We start from the raw sequence: 19,537 nt of genomic DNA on the forward strand, positions 1-19,537 counted from the left end.
ACTGTGCTACAGTTTCTGAATTTGTTCATAATAAATGTTCATTTGCAAGAAGCTCATACCCACCAATGGAATGACCAGATACAAGAAGATAAGGGCATACATAGGTGTAAATCCGATGGTTCTCCCCCATGATGCTTTTACATCAATCATTTTGCTGTACTCCTGCTTGCGCTGTTCAAAATAGAAGGCCATCATGCTCTCAAGATCATCGAAGGCTTCACGTATTGAGATTTTGCCAAGGGCAAGCTGCAATTTATCAACCAGTCGCTGGAACTCGGGCAAGCCTGCCTCTTCTTTTAATTGTTCAAGTGCATGCTCTGGCCCATGTTCAAAATGCAACAAACATTTTTGCAGCGGACGCTTGAAAATGACGGCAAATCGATTAAGCCATTCCAATATCTCCTCGACTGACATTCGGTCCATCTCACGCAAAATGGAAATCACTGTCTGGAATTGATAGATTTCATGTCGCATATCCATACTCCGCATTTTCCGCTGAAATAACATGAGCCATACGGGCATGTAGTACCCTGCTATACCCATGAGAATGGCTATAATCATTTCCCACCAGCGTACATATTGCTTGTTATACACCTCAAGTTTCTGCATAATGCGCGCGATCGTCTCAGTCTGTGTATCGTGATCCAACTGAACGGGAGATAACTGCTGTAACGCTTTGGAGATGTCTTCGTATGTAGCCCCGCGGTTCATTTCTACACTTTCCAGCACGGATTGATCCAACGCTGTTTTTTCCTCAGCCTTCCTGATATCCGCCTCAGCCATTGCGCCGAACATGCGGTCATCCCTTATCGGATCATACAAGATGTGATTACGTTCAACCTGGTGCAACAGCAAGATGCAACCCATCGTAAGGACCAAACAACCTGCGAATAACATCACTCGACGAATGGCGAGCCATTCGTATTTTAACTCCGAACTACTCTCCCTCATCAGGCGTATCGTTTGGCTGTACTGTGTACTGCCAGGTTTCGCTGCAAACAACATTGCCAATTTCCGTATGAAAGTTTGCTTGTACAGAAGCTGGTCCAACCATGAATGCTTATTCCCTGAACGGTAACGGGTCTCATCGTATTGCTGGAGCCTTTGCAGAAGCAAATAGGCAAGAATGATGATGACATAGATCGATATTTTGGTGACAAAACCGATTTTGCTGCGATAAAATTCATCCATCGTTGGGAAACTGACTCTGGCCCAACGTTCGATTGGAGCGGTGAACAATACAGGGGCGAGTGCGATGATGTTAAGCCCTTTGAGTAAATAATCTAATTTATCACGCCGCAAAATCTCCAAATGAATCTCCTGAGTCAGGTTACCCAGTCCTTTAAGATAGATAGAACCTTGTGCCCTGTCCTTATCTCCGAACTCCATGACCATATAGGAAATGCCTGCGAATCCTTTGAGAAAACGGTTGGGAGCTACTTCATAATAACGCTCAAGTGCTTCATTCGGATCTGGAGAAGTTAGAGCTTCGTAGATCAGTCTGACCTGTTCAGACGCTTCTCCTGTACCTGCTTCAGCAGCTTCATAGAGCGCTTCCTCAACCATGCCATGCTGATGATACCTATGCCTTACATCTGCAAACAGATCCAACATCTGCATCAGCAACCTCTTCTCCATTCGACTGAGGCACATATCCAGCACTAGACTGTTTAGCACCACAGCACAGAGGACGGACAATATTACAAAAGCGATACCCGGCTGCAGTAGAAACAGAATGACACTTATGCCTCCATAGCCTCCCAGGATAATCAGAACCACTGTCATCGTCATTCTTCGAAGTGACGGCTCATCCCCCACGTGACGGAATGAAATATGCTTCTGCACTTGTAGAATATAGGATGATAGCAGTGGGACTTTCATTCCAAGGCGGTAAGACTGCAACAAGAGTGATCCCAGTCCTTTGAGTCCCTTCCCGCTGGGCGTAAGAATAAGGCCGGACTGACTTGTTGAGCCACCTCCTCTGCGACGCAGCAAGCTTAAAACCAAGAGCGTGATCAGCAACCCTCCTGCACAAATACTTAATACGAGGAGCAGAGTCCATTTAATGGTCATGCTGATCACCCCAATGTTGCTCCATAAATTGTTCAAACTTCTCGGCATCCTGCAATGTCATCTGTTCTCGCATGTCGATTATGCTTCCCGAAGAGATTGGAGCTATCGCGACATACGATCCATCTCTGTACTCCACAACATTACGAAACGCAAAACCTGCCCTCTCTTCCACACTGTCACCTTGATTCGCACGAGGAAGACACTCCGTAATACGTTCAATATATCTTCGTCCCTCAGCATCTTTCTTCATATGAACATCGAAATTAATGACACTTACAACCTGCTCCTCAGCAATATGTTCATGTTGGAACATGCCTGTCTTGAGCAAGGAATTACGGAGGGAGAAGACCAGATCCCGAAAAGTTTTGGCATGGTGGGTAAACAAGGTGAACAGACTGGCAACCTGGGACATTTGAATCATCCATGCAGCCACTTCATCACTCGCAACCTCACCAAGAATATTTACGGTACCATCCGTTTTTTTCTGCAAATCAAGCCCTTGTTGACCTGAAATATGTTCGGTCTCTCGGAAACTCAAAATATTACGTCGGCTGTAGATCCGTCTTAATTGAAGTTCGAACGCCATCTCCTGCACCCGAAGGGTATACGATGCATAGATGTGTTTGACCATAGCCATAAGCAACGTTGTTTTACCAGACCCCTGTGCCCCGGTTACAGCTGTAATCCGGCTTCCTTTCATCAGATATTGAAGCAATGTAATTGGCAGATCTGCGTTGTTACCCGTAATCAACTGTTCAAGTGAAGCATTCGGAATATCGAACTTTCTGACGAAGAATGCCCATGATTCTGCAAAAGGAGGACGAACCACTACGACACGGGAGCCGTCTTTCATCTCGTTCACTTTGTATCCACTTGCTTCCGACAACTGTCCCGGATAATTGTATTTGTATATGTTCTGGCAGACCCTCTTCAGTTCCCTAATACTTCCAAATGAGAGGAAGGACAGATGGATGGACTTACCTTTATAGAAAATCCAGACACTTTCCATCCCACTCAGCGGTTCTTCATGTGGATTATCCTCGAGCCCTTGATCTAACAAATCATTCCATGATGCCGGTTTTTGAAGTCCCATATTATGAACAGTGTCCAGCATACCGCTGACACCACCGCTAACGCCGTCAATACGTTGGTCCCTTATCTCATCAACAACCGAGAAGCCTTTATAGTGCTGGTAGATACGTTGCACGATGATATCTGTCTTTTCTCTGAATCCAAGCTCTCGATATTCGCACTCGAACACATACTGAATGTCCTCTTCAGAAATATAATAACTCCCTCCATCCTCCGAACCTTCCTCCATTCTCAGCCTGCCAAGATCGTAAGTATCAATCATTCGGGAAAGCGCATCCACACCGAATTGCTGTCGGTACAGATAGAACACAATTTCGAATCGGTCCTGGATCGTCAACAAATCAGGTTCAGCGAACAAAATAACTTCATCTACATTCGATTTGTTCAGACCTATGCTTCGGACCAACAGATCTCCTATCAGGTTTTTGACATATGTTTTGTCACTGATACTGCCTGAGACACAGCCTTTCAGGGCTTTTCTCATCTCGGCACGTTGATTGATTCTTCGACGATATTCTTCTTCGTGCAGACCTGCATCCGCGAGCTGACTATGACTAAGCTCATGAAGTGAGTTCTTCACCTTCTCAATCAACATGTCAATCGTGAATGATTCGTGTTCAGGAACACGAGCATTCTTTTCACGAAGAAACGTTCTATACTTAAACCAGATGTATGTTAGGCATAGAATCAAAATTAAACTTATCCATAGGGTATTCCAGATCATCGGAGGTTCAGGCTCCCCTTTCCAGCCTCTTCAGAACCGTGCGCATACCTGCGCCGTCCATAATCAGGCGAGCGAGTTCGCTCATGCTTGCAGCAAAGCTCCCTTTGCGAGTATCCTTATTTTCACTCAAACTCTCCAATTGCAAGTACTTAGCAACATCTCGCCGATTCATTGCATCCAGATAGCCGGTTGTATACGGTATAGCAGATATCGTCCCCTTGTATTTGAATCGGCGTCGAATATTGGAAATGGTTGCACGTGAATGCGGATCGTATTTGTTAATTACAACATGTTTATTCGGATTGTTCATTCGTTCTGGCATGATCTCTTCAAAGAACAATTCCAAATTTCGCATATTTTGATCAAGGTTTATTACAACATAGTCCGCCTGTTGCAGCATGAGCTGCGAATCCACACCGGATTGATCCGCATCCAGAAGAACCAGATCATAGTATTCGTTAGCTACGTTCAATAACTTTTTCACAGTCTCACCATGTTCCTGCAGAGAACATTCCATCTCATTCATTTTTCCAGTCAGGAAATCAAGCCTTTCCTTCAGAAGTGGCTTGGTATAATCCCTCAGATTGTGCTTGTTCAGACTTCCGCTCGAATGCAGCCGTTCAATCGCATCCCAACCGCCCTCTTCGAAGGAAAACATGGAATCTGCGGAATCCATCTCATTGGATGGCAGAGCAGCTTCTGTGCCAGTTCCCACAAGTCCAGCATTAACAAGCAACACCCTTGTCCTATAGTGAAGTGCCATTGCATAGGCACTAATTAATGTGCTTGAGGTGCACCCTGATCCTGCAAAAGGGCTCCAAAAGGTAATGGTACTCATGCTCTCATCCTCTCTGCTTCTTTCATCGCCCGACGACTGCGAACACTTTCCCAACCTGTTAACTGCTCGACCACGCGACATAACGATTTTTTGTAATTTCGGGATAGAGGACCAAGAAGGACTCTGCGATGATGCTCATTCTCAAGCTTAACCGCCGCTGTTAACTCATCCCACGGAAGCACTAAAGATTCTCCTGTCCAACCAAACGGGCTACCTTCCAGATATGCCCACAGATAACGAGCTTCAAGCTTGCAGTCTACCCCATTGATCAAAATCCGCTGGAATGACAACTCAACAGGTAATGACTGTTCTTCAAGCAACCCTTTCAACCAGCCTTTGCCACGTTCCAGATTGTAACGCTCATAATCACTCACCCAGACTCTTACATCGGCTGTCAGCCAGAGATTGCGCGAAGCAAAGTGGGAGGTCTCCATGTCATATAACACATAGTCATAACTATCCAATCGCTCACCATTTACTTCAAGATGATTCTCTACTGCTGATGAAGTGCCAAAATGACAAGCGATATCAAATCCTTCAAATTCCGTAATTCGCAAAGACTGCTGACTGTCCCATACACCGTGCCCGTATTTCTGTTGTAAGGTTCCATCTACAAGCAAGACCTTGTTGCCTGTCGAAGCCAATATCTTGCAAAGATACAGCATCAGATCATTCTTCTCACATAAACCCGCAAAGATCCATGTATGCATAGATGTTACAACTCCTTTCTTTTTCTAAAACTCCTTGTTATCTGAATCATTCTAAAGTAAACCTCGGATTTCACTCTATTCTCCACCCGTTAGCAAGCTCTGCTGTTCTGTTTGTAAAGCTTCAGCAGGATCATTCACGCTTCCAGAATTAGCTCCTGCTCCGTTTCCTGAACCATCATTCCACATCACTCCATCCGACGTTGCCGGATTATTTGATGATGGACGACTATTATAGGTAACTGAGGATTGTGCCACATCCTGTTCTACCCCTTTTGATGGTGCTGTCATGGAGGCAGCCAGCGAACTTTCAAGCGAACTTCGAACCTGTCTGGATAACTCCTGCTCGGCCCGTCGAACAATATTCGGATCACTCTCCAGCAGTTTTAACACTTCTGAATTGGCAGGATACGTCGCGATTGCAGGTGTCTGAAATTGTGGTTCTACATAGGTTAAGGCATAGATTGAAGCTTTATGTAAATAGGCATCTACTATTGCACTTGAGAGTGACAGAATCTCTTCCTCCGTCATCGTAATCCATAAGGTAGCTGCGTTTAGTTGTTCCACTTTCTTCTTCGATAAGAGAACATAATCTTGTCCTGTGGGGAACTGGATGCGCACATCAATAATATCTCCTTTAACGAGTGAAGACGGCAGTAGGACAACCTGCAGCTCTCGATTTCTTAAATCGGGCGGAGCCGGCGTATCCTCATACACCATTTCGGTGGTAATGGCTGTTCCTTTTTTTAATTCTATTTTGGCCACCTGGCCTTCCATTTGCTTGGTACTGGACCAGAGATTTCGAGGCGCCTGTGCATCCGGAACAGCAATGAGCTTCATATCCTCCGGTAATATCGGTTCACCTGCTTCAATATCCCGAATCGTAACCCAGCCTTGTGCTCCCGAATTCCATTGCTGCTTTAATTCAGCTTCCTTTTCTTCATATGCTGATAAATAACGGGCTTCTACGGCTGACCTGACATCACCCATCGTTTTGACATTATAAATAACATATCCTCCGAACACCAACCCTATAGTTCCTGCTCCGATAAGCCCGGCATAGATCAGTTGACGGCTTTGTTTTCTTAATTTAGACAACAGAGGCTCTCCTTTCGTAATCTCCTCTAATCATGTACTTTCCTTCGTGAAAAGAACGAACGTTTCTTGGGCTGTTGTGCCATCATATGCGTTAAAATATGAGAAAACACTTTATCCATCTGTGCGTCCTTGTCAAAAGGATCAATGTGTAATGGCAAACCGTATACACTTGTTGTGTCCAGTTCTTTTCGAATACGCTGAACAGCTTCACTTGCTGCTAGGGGCAGACAATATATCCATTTATCTCGTGGATACCGATGATGGGATCGAACAAAAGCGCCAATCTCCGCCTGTCTCCATTCAGCACCTGAGCCTATAACAATCGGCAGATCTGCACGCAGGAATTCTTCCAACCTATTCTGGTCCTGACCACTACCGAGGTCCATCACGATGAACTGGTAGCTCCCCCCAAGCAAAGACAAAATATCCGCTCGTCCGGATTGTTTCCAATAATGCACACCATCCACAGCAAACTGTCTGCCTACAGGCACCGGTTTACCCGCTTGAGCGATTTGTTGGATTCTTGCAAAGGATTGAGAACGAGGTGACATTTCAATCACAGCTACTTTGAAATTTTGCCTTTCGAGATAATGACTAATAGCTATAGCGGTGTGGGTAACCCCTACACCAGATGAAGCACCAGTCAGGGCAATAACTCTGGTTCCCCCATTCAAGGTCATTGTTGCATCTCCACCGGGCGTTGTTCCCCCGGGTATTCGGAGCAGTTCCTTTCTTACCTCATCGGCAGATTGGAAACGCTCTTCGGCATTATACCTTAACAGTCTTCTCACCACAGGGATGTATGTCCGCGGAACATCACTCCGGATAGAGCTTTCCACACCCTGAATCCATTCCGTATACGCACCACTTGTCATAAGATACAGGAGCAATGCTCCGAGTCCATATAGATCTGAACGGGCATCGGTCTGGCCTGAACCATATTGTTCAGGTGCGGCGAAACCAGCGGTTCCCAACTTGACCGTATCTTCTGCATTTTGCGCTTTGTAGCTTCTGGCGATGCCAAAATCAATTAATCTTACTTCATGTTCCGGCGTGATCATGATGTTTGATGGTTTCAGATCCCTATAGATCACAGGTGGATTCAGATTATGCAGATAACTCAACACATCTAGCAATTGAAGCACCAGCTCCGTCAACTGCTCCATCGGGATCTTCCCACGACACTGCTTGAAATACTCACTGAGCGTTAATCCTTCGATGTATTCCATCACCAAGTACGTGTACCCATCTTCATCCGGGACAAAAAAATCAACGATTTGCGGCAATCTTGGATGGCGAAGAGATGTCAACAGCGCCGCCTCCGTCTCCATACTGCCTTCATATGGCATAGCTGTTACGCTTTCTTTAATGGCCCAAATCTTGCCTGGCAACTTCAGATCCTCCGCCTCGTATACATGGCTCATTCCGCCTGTACCCAGAATGGATACGATACGATATCTACCTCCCAGCAGGCTTCCGCGTTCCAGCCTGGCCGGATGTCTCATATCAATTCCTCCTTCAATACACAACAAAAAAGGGAAAGCTTCACCGAAGAAGAACAGACCGGATATCCGGTTTCGTTCACTTCGGGATGCTTTCCCTCAGGTTTGTTATGGTTAATATTGGTATCATTATAGTACAGGCAGGAATAGATTGTAAAGCACAAAATTTAATGAACTTAATCGAATCAATTTCTTAATATTTGACCATATAAAGTGTAATCTCTTCGCGGTTATGGAATAACTGCTTGGAACGTTGGATCTGCATCCGTGAACGCTCAAACGTATCAATGACGTCTTTAATGAGCGCGAGCGGCTTTTTATGCAGCAGTTTCACGGTAACGATGGCTGTTCCCCCGGGCTGAAGGCTATACAGAAGATCCGATACAAGTCGGCTCATCAGCTTGGGACTCCAACTCATATCACATACGAGCAGATCAAATTCTCCTTCGCGGAAACGCACATCCCCCGCATTTTTTTTCAAGAAAGTCAGTTTGGGTGATGTCAGCAGGGTCGGATCCATCTTCGCCGGATCTACCGCCGTTACTTCAAGCCCACGTTCAAGCAGGAACGAGGTCCATCCGCCTGGTGCTGCACCGATATCGAGTGCTTTATGAAAAGAAGTGAAGTCTATACCAAACGTTTGCTCAGCTTCAAGTAATTTGAACTTAGCCCGCGAGATCTGTCCGTCTTCTTTTTGAAAACGTACAGCCCCCCCGCTCCAGTCTGACAGATTCTGTTCAGGTCTGGATACGCCAGCATACAACATATCATTCGCAGCAAATACGGAAATGACATATTCAGCATCACGCACTACCCATTCACAACCTAGCTCATCCAGCTTTTCTGTCAGCAATTGCTTCAATGAGGCCGCATTTTCTTGCCAAAAGGACTTTTCTGTCTTCCGTACCTGCAGCACAACAGAGGTACCGGTCAGTTCCTTATGATTCATCACGAATGCAATCAATTTTTCAATAGACTGTTCTGAATCTTCTGTATTCTCTTGAAACTGAACAGGCTGAATATGACGTAAAAACGTTGGATACTCTTCCCACAGCTTACCTGCAACTTCTTCCTCCGCTACAGGCAGACCCGCAAGCAAAATTTCTCCTGGTACGAGTACCGTGCTCTTAACCGCACCGAACGTACGGCGTAACTCTTCCTGAGCATAAGGGGCAAAGCCATGATTGGCTGTGCATATAAAGCGGGAGAAGTTGCCTTCTTCCCAAGACGATTGTGTACTCAAATTGTGTTACCCTCCAGAACGTACGCGTATCCAAGGACGACCGTCATCCCACTGGATATCGACAGGGACATCGTACGTATGCTTAATTGTATCTTGTGTCAAAACTTCATGCTTTGGGCCTGCCGCAGCAATACGTCCATCGCGGACCACGGCCACATGTGTAAATAAAGGTACGATCTCTTCAACATGATGTGTTACATACACAACTGTGATGTTACGCTGGCGCAGACGATCAATCTCAGCCAGCATTTTCTCACGTTCATATAAGTCTAGCCCGGCACAAGGCTCGTCCATAATCAGCAATTTTGGCTCAGCCATTAATGAACGAGCAAGCATGACTTTTTTGCGCTCTCCCTGGGATAACGTTCCAAGCGGGTTGTTAGCCAGGTTGGCAAAGCCCATATCATCCAACAAACTCATCGCCTTGGCTTTCACTTCATCAGGAATCGTCTGATAAAAACGCAAAAAAGCGTACGCTCCAGTAGCGACGACCTCCCATACCGGATCTCGGGGTGTAAATTTCTCAATCAACGTTTGGCTGATATAACCGATTTCCTTACGAACTTCCCTGACGTCACATTGTCCATACAGATTACCAAGTACTTCAATGCGCCCCTGGCTTGGAAACATATATCCGTTCATCATTTCCAGTAACGTTGTTTTGCCAGAACCATTCCGACCCAGAATAACCCAATGTTCACCTTGTTCGATGCGCAAATGTACGTTATCCAAAATCTGATTCTCTTCTCGTCTAAGTGAGACATGTTCCATTGAAATTACACTCATTTCAGCACCGCCTTCCGGATCTCAGAGAGCAAATGCTCTACAGAACTCATCCGATAAACCATTTTTGGAACATCTTGCTGGCCGTCAAACAGCATCACGGCTGGTACGCTTGAAATTCGAAATTGTTGTACAAGTTCAGGAATGTCATGAATGTTCATTTCGGATAAAATACCTTCTGGCAGCATGTGCTCGACGACCTCCAACATCCGCCGGGCTGCCGCACATGTCCCACATAAAGGCGTATATATATATACAGCCTGTGGCATGCCTTCCCATACGCCGCGCATTAACATTTTGGATGTAATTGGCTTCATTAGCTTTCTTCCCCCGCGGCGACACGCAGCATGACCTCACCCGTCATTGGACCATTATGAATGGTTACCGAATCCGGTTTATTGCTATACAACATCTCGTACATCTGGCGTTTCCCAAACATACTGGACGTATGCAAATAGATCTCGCGCGGAAATAAACCTTCCCGTACAATGGATGCCGCAACCTCACCGCCGTTAGGCGAATCCGGACCAAGCTCATAATCCAGAGACAAAATGTCCACGTCACCTTCTCTTAGCAGCATCAGGCACTCTTCTGCATTTGTTGCCAGAACAAATCCTTTCGGACACGCCCGATAGTCATCCAAAAAAACATGCATACAATCGCTCCTCTCCCCATTATAACCAGGAACGCATGAGCGCTATATCATCACGGTGCGTTCCATCTTCGCCCGTTTCGGTCTCGAGCACAACAACCACTTTTTGGAACTCAGGCGCATTTAACAATGCTTTCATCGATTCATTTCCGATATAACCCTGTCCGATCCTCGCATGTCTATCCTTACACGAACCAGACGCATATTTGGAATCATTAAAATGTACAGCAGCAACACCATCCCAGTATCCCAGCACCCTGCCCTTATCGAGCATCGCCGCTTCGTTGCCTGACGACCACAAACCTGAAGCAAAAGCATGGCATGTGTCAAAACAAAAAGCAATATGCTCCGGATATCGGCTTAATTTGCGAATCTGTATCATTTCTTCCATTGTCGTGCCCATGGGGCCATGATCACCTGCCTGATTTTCAAGCAACACCTTTGAATGACCATTCCAATTCTCCAAGGCGGTATCCAGACAATGTATGAGGTTCTGATAGCCTTCCAGCGGATCGCTCGTTTTGATATGTCCAAAATGGACCACCGTCCCGACAGAACCGCAAGCATTTGAAATTTCAAGGTCATTGCGAATTGACGCTATCGTAGCATGAAAGCCCGCCTCTCCACGGGTCATGCCCAACGCCGGATTCGTGGGATAGGGGGAATGTGCAATGGAAGCAAGTCCCTGCTGTTCACACCAATCCCTGCACTGCTCAGCATCCTTGAGATCCAGACTTTTCAGGCTGAGACTGCGCGGGTTCTTCGGAAAATACTGAAATGCCGTTGCCCCCATCGTATGTGCTCTTTTGGCAGCCTGAAGAAATCCGCCTCTGGTGCTGACATGTGCCCCGATTCCGGATTTAGGCCTCATGCTGGCATTTCGGACAGAAGAATGCCTTCTTGCCCGTAATTTCCACGCGTTCAATTGTTCCCCCACATCGCGGACAAGTCTCGCCTTCCCGGTCGTACACCCGGCATTGCTCGTCAAAGCTTCCTGTTTTGGTGTCCCCCTGCATCAGTGGCATTTCCATATAACCACCCTCAGAAGCTGCTTCGCGAAGCACGGACTGCATCGAATGGAACAAGCGCTCCGTCAGCTCCGGCGAATTCGCAATGTTCTGCGTTTTGGCGCTTGGTCTCAGACCTGCAGCAAAAGCAATTTCATCGGAATAACAATTGCCGATCCCCGCAATAATATGCTGGTTCACCAATGTCGTCTTAAGCGTACCCCGACGACCTTTCAACAGAGAAGCAAAACGTTCCACGTTCATCCGTCGATCCAGAGGTTCAGGTCCAAGATCAGACATCGCTTCTTCGGTTTCTTTTGAGGTAAGCAGATGTAAGTACCCCAAGCGAAGACCGATGAAGAATAAAATGTGATCTCCAAACTGGATCTCCACCTGTGTGGAACGATCAGGGCGCTCCTCTTCCGTGCCCCAGAAAATCATACCGCCCAACATGAGGTGCAGCACCAGACGTTTGCCATTGGCCAAGTGGAAAATCAGATGCTTCGCTCGGCGCTCAACAAATATGATGCGATTGCCTGTAAGTTCACTGATGAACAGATCAGGCTCCGTATTTATCGTTTTATCCCGATTAATTACAACTCCTGTAATCGGTAGATCAAGTATTTTCTCGGACAGCAAGGTCCGGTAGTTTTCCATTTCCGGAAGTTCCGGCATCGTACATTACCCCTTTTTGGAAGCTTGGTCTGCCTCTTGCGACAGCCACTCCATCAATTTATGCAAATCTTCAAACACATGATCAGGTCGAGCCTTCGCTGCTTGAATGTGTCCATCCATATTATCCCGTGTTGTCACACCAGTAAGTACCAACAGCGTCTCACACCCTGCTGCCACTCCAGCTGCAATATCGGTTCGCATATTATCTCCGATCACTGCCACTTCATGAGACGCCAGGTTTAGCCGGCTAATGGCCGACTTCATTATAACACTCGATGGCTTGCCGATGACGGTAGGATGGACGCCGGTCGCGGCTTCAATTGCTGCTCCAATAGTCCCCGCCCCAGGTGTCAGTCCATCATCGGAAGGAAGCTGCAGATCCGGGTTGGTCATGATGAATTTTGATCCCGCATTAATCCACCTTAGCGCCTTGGTCAGTTTATGATAGGAAAATTCACGATCAATCCCCTGTATTACGTAATCTGGTGTATCTTTCGTCAGCTGTAGTCCTGCTTCTTCTATGGCTTCCAGCAATCCTGCTTCTCCGATACATGCCACTGTTGCACCTGGGGACTCTTCAGCAACATATTCAGCAGCCGCAACTGCAGAAGTACATACTTGAGACGCGTCGGCAGGGATGCCCATCCCGTTCAGATGATCTGCCACACCTTGTGGTGTACGGGAAGAATTATTTGTTACAAATAAATACGGCTTGCCTAGCTCTTGCAGTGTTCGAATAAGCTGATCGGCTCCTTCGATACGATGTCTGCCATGATAGAGCGTACCATCCAAGTCAATCAGATAGGCCTTAATCACACACAGCACTTCCTTTCTTTATCTTATTAACATTTCATGTCCTTAATCATTTACCTCGAACTTTAACGCGAACCTATGTATTCAGGCAAAAAATATGGGCTTGCTGGCATATGCACGCAACAAGTCGAACCAGATCGAACACCGACGGTTTAACTCGCGCGCCTTCTGTACAAGCTTGTCATTTCCTGCGCTTTCCCGGAAAATAATTTGAATCATTTCCCTCTTCATATTGCCCATCCTACACGCTTTCTGACCAGATTGCAAAAGGGACCGCGGGAGTTCCTCTCCCTCAGTCCCGTGCAATTTCCCGGTTCTTCATGTGACGTGTTTAGCCGTGCCCTGGTTCGCGGTCATGGTTAAGATTCTTGCTTGCGATGCACGACAGGAATAAGCTGATGTTCATTGGCAAGTCTGGTATTCGGGAATATGGACTGTGCCTCTTCCAAAAGTGGCTGCAGTTGATCCTCATCCTTATAACGTGAGCTAAAGTGAGTCATGATCAGTTGCCCTACATTGGCTGCTCTAGCCGCTTCTGCCGCTTGTTTTGAGGTACTATGATAGTATTCATGCGCTGTATCTGCCAGATCATGCATGAATGTAGCTTCATGTACAAGTACATCTGCATTTAAGGAAAGTGGATGTACATTGTCACATGGACGTGTGTCACCCAAAATAGTAATCACCATGCCGCGTTTTGGCGTTCCCAACACATCTTCAGAACGAAGTGAATGACCGTTATCGAGCGTAATGGTTTCTCCACGTTTCAGCCGACCGAACAATGGGCCTGGTTTCAAACCATATTCCGCCAGTTTGGCTGGGTCCAGGCTGCCTGGACGATCTTTTTCCGTGATCCGGTACCCATAGCTGTCAATCCGGTGCTCAAGCAAAGCTGCTTCCACGATAAAACTGTCATCCTCAAATAGGACTCCACCCGTATGTTCAACGATATTCAAATCATAATTAACCCTGGATTGGCTAAGCTCCATTGTTGTACTTATCATTCGTTCCGTACCTGGTGGACCATATACCGTTAATGGTGTAGTTCCACCCTGATAGGCTCTGCTCGAAAGCAGCCCTGGAAGTCCAAATACATGATCACCATGCAGGTGAGTGATGAATATTTTCTCCAATTTGCTTAGTTTAAGCGGAGAACTCAAAATCTGGTGCTGCGTTCCTTCCCCGCAGTCAAACAACCACAAAGCTCTGCGCTCATCCAACATGCGTAGCCCAATGGAAGTTACATTCCGCTGTAGCGTAGGTACACCAGCATTAGTTCCCAGGAAATATAGTTCCATTCTGGATCGCACCTCTTTCTGTTGCCAGCAAAGCCCTCCGACAATGCGGAGGGCTTTGCCTGACACTCTACTGATTTATGCCTTTTCTACGTTAAAATACTTGGCTTGCGGATGGCTGAATACCATCGCTGATACGGAAGCTTCAGGTTCCATCATGAAACCTTCCGTCAATTCAACACCGATATCCTCAGGCTGCAGCAACTTGAACAGCGGCCCTTGGTCTTCCAGATCCGGACAAGCCGGATATCCAAAGGATACCCTGATCCCTTGATAGCGTGCACCGTGACGTTGCTTCATGGTCATCTGAGCAGAATCCGGGAATCCCCAGATATCTCTCATCATATGATGCACACGTTCAGCTAATCCCTCTGCTACCTCGAGCGCTACGGATTGCAGAGCATGCGAGCGAAGGTAATCCCCTTTATCTTTCCACGCAGTAGATAGTTCACGCACACCGTGTCCGGCCGTAACAACCATGAAACCAACGTAATCCATCTGACCGGATTCAACAGGCTTCAGGAAGTCGGACAGGCACAGGAACGGCTCGACTTTTTGACGTGGGAACGTAAAAGTATGCAAGATATTACTGGTGTCTTTTGGATCATAGATGATGATGCTGTTACCACTGGACTGAGCAGGGAAGAAACGATACATGGCATGCGCCTGAATAATTCCGTCACGAACAGCCTCTTGCATGATCTCATCCACTACTGCTTTCAAGTCAGTAGCCTTCTTATCACCTGAAGCAAGCAGTTGTTCAACTGAACCGCGCAACCCCAGATGATGTCCAAGCAACATCTGCATGTTCACGTATGGCAGGATGTGTGATAACGGGTAGTTGCGCATCGTATGCCGCTCCAAATCAGGCGGTACAAGAACCGGATTATCTAAGGCGATATCCGAACGTTCCACCCGTGTAAGCTCTGGAAGAGTCTGAACGGCTACAGCACCTGAAGCATCAGCTTCTTTCTCAGCTTCCATCTCCAGTTGCATCGCTTCACGTGTAACGGGATTCATCAATTTGTTCGCCAGATCCAGACCATCCATCGCATCTTTCGCATATACAACCATTCCGTTATATTCAGGACGGATACGATTTTTGGTGAATTTACGTGTCAGTGCCGCTCCACCAACCATAATAGGCACATCAATACCTGCTGTTCGCAAATCCTGAGCGGTAAGAATCATCTGCTGCGCTGATTTTACCAATAGACCCGAGAGACCGATTGCATCGACTTTTTCTTCTCGGTATGCCTCAATGATACGTTCTGGTGGTACTTTTATACCCAAATTAATGATCTGGTAACCGTTATTGGACAGGATGATCTCTACCAGGTTCTTGCCGATATCATGCACATCACCCTTGACCGTGGCGAGAATGATCTTGCCTTTAACAGAAGTCTCGTTCTTCTCCATGAATTGCTCCAGATATGCTACAGAAGCCTTCATAACCTCCGCACTCTGCAACACCTCAGCTACAATCAACTCATTGTTGTTAAAGAGACGACCTACTTCCTCCATCCCCCGCATCAGTGGACCGTTAATCACTTGAAGTGCTGTATATTTGGCAAGTGCCTGTTCGAGATCCGGCAGCAATCCCTCTTTACTTCCTTCCACAACATATGAAGCAAGACGCTCTTCTAATGAAAGATTCGAGATTTTTTCCTTCTTCTCAACCTTCTTGTTACGGAACGCCGCTACGAACGCCGCCAGTGTGTCATCATTCGTGTTATATAAAAGCTCTTCCGAGAGCCTGCGTTCTTCTTCAGGAATGGACGCATAACGCTCCAGTTTCTCTGTGTTCACAATCGCATAGTCGAGACCTGCTTTGGTACATTCATACAAAAATACGGAGTTCAGCACTTCACGACCTGCTTCAGGCAGTCCGAATGAAATGTTACTGATCCCGAGGATCGTATGACATTCAGGCATCGCTTCCTTAATTACTCTTATACCTTCAATCGTTTCTTTGGCTGAACCGATATACTGTTCATCTCCCGTACCTACAGGGAACACCAACGTATCAAAAATCAGGTCTTCTGGTTTGAGTCCATATTTGTTCACCAGTAGATCGTAAGAGCGCTTGGCTACGTCCAGCTTATCCTCCCGACTAATCGCCTGACCGCGTTCATCAATCGTTCCGACGACAACCGCACCACCATATTTATGCAGCAATGGCGTGATCAGCTCAAATTTCTCTTCGCCATCCTCAAGGTTAATGGAGTTAATTATCGCTTTACCCTGGGAGTACTGGAGGGCCAGATCAATTACTGAAGCATCTGTCGTATCGATCATGAGTGGCACTTTGACTTTTTTCACAACAAGTTCAAGGAATTTTACCATGTCTTCGGACTCTTCACGGTCCGGGTCTTGTACACATACATCGACAATGTGCGCTCCATTTTTCACTTGAGCACGAGCAATTTCCGAAGCTTCTTCATATTCGCCTTCAACAATGAGCCGTTTGAACTTCCGTGATCCCAGCACGTTCGTACGCTCTCCGACCATATATGGGCGATTGTCCTGTTCGATGTAGATCGGTTCTATACCTGACAGTGCAGGTGGATGTGTTCCGTTCATTTCTCTTGGGGGGTACTGGGCTAGTGTATCACGCATGGCCCGAATATGTGCGGGAGTTGTTCCGCAACATCCACCAGCAATATTCAACCAACCCTGTTCGGCAAAAGCACCAATCTTCTGAGCAAGAGAATCTGGTGACTCATGATAATTACCATTCTCATCTGGAAGACCCGCGTTCGGGTAACAACTTACGGCAACCGATGCCATTCCAGAAAGCGAGCGAATGTGATCACGCATGAACTCTGGACCTGTAGCACAGTTTAGTCCTACCGAAATTGGGTTAAGGTGTTCTAAGGATATATAAAAAGATTCGATGTTCTGACCTGCAAGGGTCGTCCCCATTGGTTCTATTGTTCCTGATATCATCAGTGGCAGTGTAATGCCACTCTGTTCAAAGGCTTGCTGAATGCCAATGCTGCCTGCTTTTACATTGAGGGTATCCTGTGAGGTTTCAAGCAGTAGCGCATCAACGCCTCCCTCTATTAAAGCAAGCGCTTGCTCCAAATAACTGTCGATTAGTTCCTGAAACGTCACTCCCCCAGTAACAGACAGTGTTTTGGTTGTTGGTCCCATCGCACCTACCACATAACGTGGAGATTCTGGTGTAGAAAAACGATCAACTGCAGCTTTCGCAATTCTGGCTGCTTCTAGGTTGATCTCCCGTGCACGATCCTGAATATCGTATTCAGCCAGTACGACTGATGTTGCACCAAATGTATTGGTTTCAATCAGATCAGCGCCAGCTTCAAGATATTCTTCATGAATGCGCTGGATTAGCTCTGGACGAGTAAGCACTAACATTTCATTACATCCATCCAAATCTTCGCCGCCAAAATCTTCGCCAGTCAAATCAACTTGTTGAATCATGGTCCCCATTGCACCGTCGAGGATTAATATTCGTTGTTTTAATGCATCGTGTAGACTAATCTTATCCAATATCTTCACCCCCGCAAAACGTTAAATCTTAGTTTAACAGAAACTAACTTAATGTGAAAGATCGGGTTTGGTCCCGAAAGATGGCGGGTTTGCACGAATATGAACGGAATTTGAGAATCGACAAAAACAAAGCAATCCGATATAATTCAATTAAACCAAGTGGAAAAGAGGGAAAGAACATGGCTGAAATTGTTATCCGAAATACGAACGAACGCATCACTGGTGACGAAAATGTTCGAAATTTCTTGAACAAATACGAAGTATTATATGAGAAGTGGGACGCATCCAAACTGAACACTGATCTGCAAAATAACTTTGGATTAACTGATGAACAGAAAACCGAGGTTTTGGAAACTTACGATTATGAAATCAGAGATTTGGCTGCACGTCGCGGATACCAAATCTGGGATGTCATCACGCTGTCCGAACAAACACCAGATATCGAAGAAAAACTGGCCAAGTTCGAAGAGATCCACACCCACGCTGAAGATGAGATTCGTGCAATTGTCGCTGGTAAAGGAATCTTTGTTATCAAAGCTACAGATGATGTGGGCTACTTTAATGTAGAACTGTCTCCTGGAGACGTCATTTCCGTACCGGAGAATACACCGCACTTCTTCACTTTAATGGAGAACAAACAGATCATTGCTGTACGTCTGTTCATCGAAAAAGATGGCTGGATTGCAGATCCGTATCCTGATCCTACATTTATCAAACAAGGCTAAGACTTGCTTGTTGCGATTTAATAAACCAAAACCCCTGTTCATTTGAACAGGGGTTTTGGCATGGAGCGTATTTTACAACATCTGCGTACTAGATAAAATAATGTGGGTATTTTGCTTTTATCGATTCCTGTTCAATCACGACAAGTCTGAGATGAGCTTCCATCACCTGAACCGCTTGGTCCGTCTTACGCTCTGTGATAAGTCGATAAATCTCTTTGTGCTGCGAGATAATGACCTCCAGGTTGGAGTCCTCCGCTAGACGTAATAAACGCAACCGATTAAAGGGGATATTTAGCTGTTGCAACATTTTCCATGTTCTCAGCTTTCCTGTGCCCTGAAACAAAATCTGATGAAACTCTTCATCCAGTTCGAACAGTCGATAGAAATTGTTTTTTCCTATACATACTTCCTGCATTACAATGTTGGTTTCGAGTCTGAATCGGAACTCCTCAGGAAACGAAACACAAGCCAACGTCACGATTTCCTTCTCCATTTTCTCCCGCATAAATCTGCCTTCTTCCACATGCTCCAAGTTGATATGAGAGACTATGGTTCCACTCTGTGGAATAATATCCAGCAGTTCTTCTTCAGCAAGCTTCATGAATGCTTCCCGCACGGGGGTTCTGCTCACCTGCAGTTCATCTGCAATCTCTTTTTCTGAAATCTTGGTACCAGGCTTAAGTTCCAGATGAAGAATTCGTTCTTTTAACAGATTATATGAATATGCCCGGGTCGAGCCTCTAATTTTTTGATTAAGTGACATGCCTTGACCTCTTTCTCTCAGCCGTATT

Annotated in this window: 18 protein-coding genes; 1 reads left to right on the forward strand and 17 read right to left on the reverse strand. The window is 46.1% G+C overall.

Annotated elements, in window-relative coordinates; genetic code table 11:
- Positions 1-6: 6 nt before the first annotated feature.
- From WFI24_RS03090 to metH, 16 genes are all read right to left on the reverse strand, one after another.
- The gene (locus WFI24_RS03090) at positions 7-2,073 is read right to left on the reverse strand and encodes a hypothetical protein (RefSeq protein WP_442956192.1); all 2,067 of its coding nucleotides are present in this window, start codon (positions 2,071-2,073) and stop codon (positions 7-9) included.
- Entirely contained in the window at positions 2,063-3,889 is a 1,827-nt protein-coding gene (locus WFI24_RS03095) for an ATPase, T2SS/T4P/T4SS family (RefSeq protein WP_336758667.1), read from the reverse strand. The genes WFI24_RS03090 and WFI24_RS03095 overlap by 11 nt, the downstream gene beginning before the upstream one ends.
- 7 nt (positions 3,890-3,896) lie before the next feature.
- Positions 3,897-4,727 (reverse strand): hypothetical protein, encoded by an 831-nt coding sequence (locus WFI24_RS03100; RefSeq protein ID WP_336758669.1) that lies wholly within the window; start codon positions 4,725-4,727, stop codon positions 3,897-3,899.
- Positions 4,724-5,437 carry a hypothetical protein gene (locus WFI24_RS03105; protein WP_336758671.1) on the reverse strand — a complete coding sequence of 238 codons (714 nt, stop codon included), beginning with the start codon at positions 5,435-5,437 and terminating at the stop codon, positions 4,724-4,726. Before WFI24_RS03105 ends, WFI24_RS03100 begins: the two co-directional genes overlap by 4 nt.
- A gap of 75 nt (positions 5,438-5,512) precedes the next feature.
- A complete protein-coding gene (locus WFI24_RS03110; protein WP_336758673.1) occupies positions 5,513-6,532 on the reverse strand; it encodes an SAF domain-containing protein in 1,020 nt (339 codons plus the stop codon).
- Positions 6,533-6,558: 26 nt separating this feature from the next.
- Positions 6,559-8,037, reverse strand: a complete 1,479-nt coding sequence (locus WFI24_RS03115) for a serine/threonine protein kinase (RefSeq protein ID WP_336758675.1) — start codon at positions 8,035-8,037, stop codon at positions 6,559-6,561.
- Positions 8,038-8,227: 190 nt separating this feature from the next.
- A complete protein-coding gene (locus WFI24_RS03120) occupies positions 8,228-9,277 on the reverse strand; it encodes an SAM-dependent methyltransferase (protein ID WP_336758677.1) in 1,050 nt (349 codons plus the stop codon).
- 6 nt (positions 9,278-9,283) lie between these two features.
- Entirely contained in the window at positions 9,284-10,063 is a 780-nt protein-coding gene (locus WFI24_RS03125) for an ABC transporter ATP-binding protein (protein ID WP_336758679.1), read from the reverse strand.
- A complete protein-coding gene (locus tag WFI24_RS03130) occupies positions 10,060-10,377 on the reverse strand; it encodes a thioredoxin family protein (protein ID WP_336758681.1) in 318 nt (105 codons plus the stop codon). The genes WFI24_RS03125 and WFI24_RS03130 overlap by 4 nt, the downstream gene beginning before the upstream one ends.
- Entirely contained in the window at positions 10,377-10,715 is a 339-nt protein-coding gene (locus WFI24_RS03135; protein WP_017688046.1) for a cyclic-phosphate processing receiver domain-containing protein, read from the reverse strand. Before WFI24_RS03135 ends, WFI24_RS03130 begins: the two co-directional genes overlap by 1 nt.
- 19 nt (positions 10,716-10,734) lie before the next feature.
- On the reverse strand, positions 10,735-11,583 hold the full coding sequence (locus WFI24_RS03140) for a deoxyribonuclease IV (protein WP_336758683.1): 849 nt from the start codon (positions 11,581-11,583) through the stop codon (positions 10,735-10,737).
- The gene (locus tag WFI24_RS03145) at positions 11,573-12,394 is read right to left on the reverse strand and encodes an Fpg/Nei family DNA glycosylase (protein WP_336758685.1); all 822 of its coding nucleotides are present in this window, start codon (positions 12,392-12,394) and stop codon (positions 11,573-11,575) included. Before WFI24_RS03145 ends, WFI24_RS03140 begins: the two co-directional genes overlap by 11 nt.
- A gap of 6 nt (positions 12,395-12,400) precedes the next feature.
- Positions 12,401-13,210, reverse strand: a complete 810-nt coding sequence (locus tag WFI24_RS03150; protein WP_336758687.1) for a TIGR01457 family HAD-type hydrolase — start codon at positions 13,208-13,210, stop codon at positions 12,401-12,403.
- Positions 13,211-13,291: 81 nt separating this feature from the next.
- On the reverse strand, positions 13,292-13,438 hold the full coding sequence (locus WFI24_RS03155; protein WP_186327799.1) for a hypothetical protein: 147 nt from the start codon (positions 13,436-13,438) through the stop codon (positions 13,292-13,294).
- 128 nt (positions 13,439-13,566) lie between these two features.
- Entirely contained in the window at positions 13,567-14,505 is a 939-nt protein-coding gene (rnz, locus tag WFI24_RS03160) for a ribonuclease Z (RefSeq protein ID WP_336758689.1), read from the reverse strand.
- Positions 14,506-14,580: 75 nt separating this feature from the next.
- A complete protein-coding gene (metH, locus tag WFI24_RS03165) occupies positions 14,581-18,021 on the reverse strand; it encodes a methionine synthase (protein ID WP_336758690.1) in 3,441 nt (1,146 codons plus the stop codon).
- 179 nt (positions 18,022-18,200) lie between these two features.
- On the opposite strand from metH, the gene WFI24_RS03170 reads away from it, so the two are divergent.
- Positions 18,201-18,746, forward strand: coding sequence for an acireductone dioxygenase (locus WFI24_RS03170; RefSeq protein ID WP_336758691.1), 546 nt, complete (start codon positions 18,201-18,203; stop codon positions 18,744-18,746).
- A gap of 88 nt (positions 18,747-18,834) precedes the next feature.
- On the opposite strand, the gene WFI24_RS03175 is transcribed toward WFI24_RS03170, so the two are convergent.
- Complete coding sequence (locus WFI24_RS03175) at positions 18,835-19,509, reverse strand: GntR family transcriptional regulator (protein WP_336758693.1); 675 nt, start codon at positions 19,507-19,509, stop codon at positions 18,835-18,837.
- Positions 19,510-19,537 lie beyond the last annotated feature (28 nt).

Source organism: Paenibacillus sp. USHLN196 (genome assembly GCF_037144955.1).
GTDB classification, from domain to species: Bacteria; Bacillota; Bacilli; order Paenibacillales; family Paenibacillaceae; genus Paenibacillus; species Paenibacillus xylanexedens_C.